This window comes from Anaerotignum faecicola, from assembly GCA_024460105.1.
In the GTDB taxonomy this organism is placed as follows: domain Bacteria; phylum Bacillota; class Clostridia; order Lachnospirales; family Anaerotignaceae; genus JANFXS01.
On record JANFXS010000372.1, the window covers coordinates 1 to 425 of the forward strand.

The following is a 425-nucleotide window of genomic DNA, read 5'->3' on the forward strand; positions in this document are numbered from 1 at the left end:
CGGCTTCCGGTCTGTACCTCCTGGTAATCGATTACATCCGTGATAAATGCCCAGATCAGCAGGTTGAAAAGCCCTGTTCCCAGGTTGCCGAAAGCAATCATGACGCAGAACGCCCAGGGATTCTGAATCCTGACGAAAAACAGAATAAAGTAAATCACGGAAGCAAATAATACGGAAGCTGCAGAGGCCTCTTTCTTGCCGAACTTCTTTAAAATAGCAGTTGAAAACGGTGCGAGAATCAGCGTTGCACCGGTACTGAAGAAACCGGCCAGCGACATGGCCTCTTTGCTCTTAAAGTAATCCATGTATAAATACGTATTCATGCTTCCAGACAGCAGCATGGAAAGCAGGAGAACGATCGCCGCTCCGATGATGGCGAGCAGGCTGCGGTTATGTACCATGCCTTTTACGGCTTTTGCGAAACT

Annotated in this window: 1 protein-coding gene; it reads right to left on the reverse strand. The window is 48.2% G+C overall.

The genetic code is table 11. The annotated features are described in order from the left end of the window. A partial coding sequence (locus tag NE664_14440; protein MCQ4727833.1) for an MFS transporter occupies positions 1-425 on the reverse strand: 425 nt, incomplete at both ends.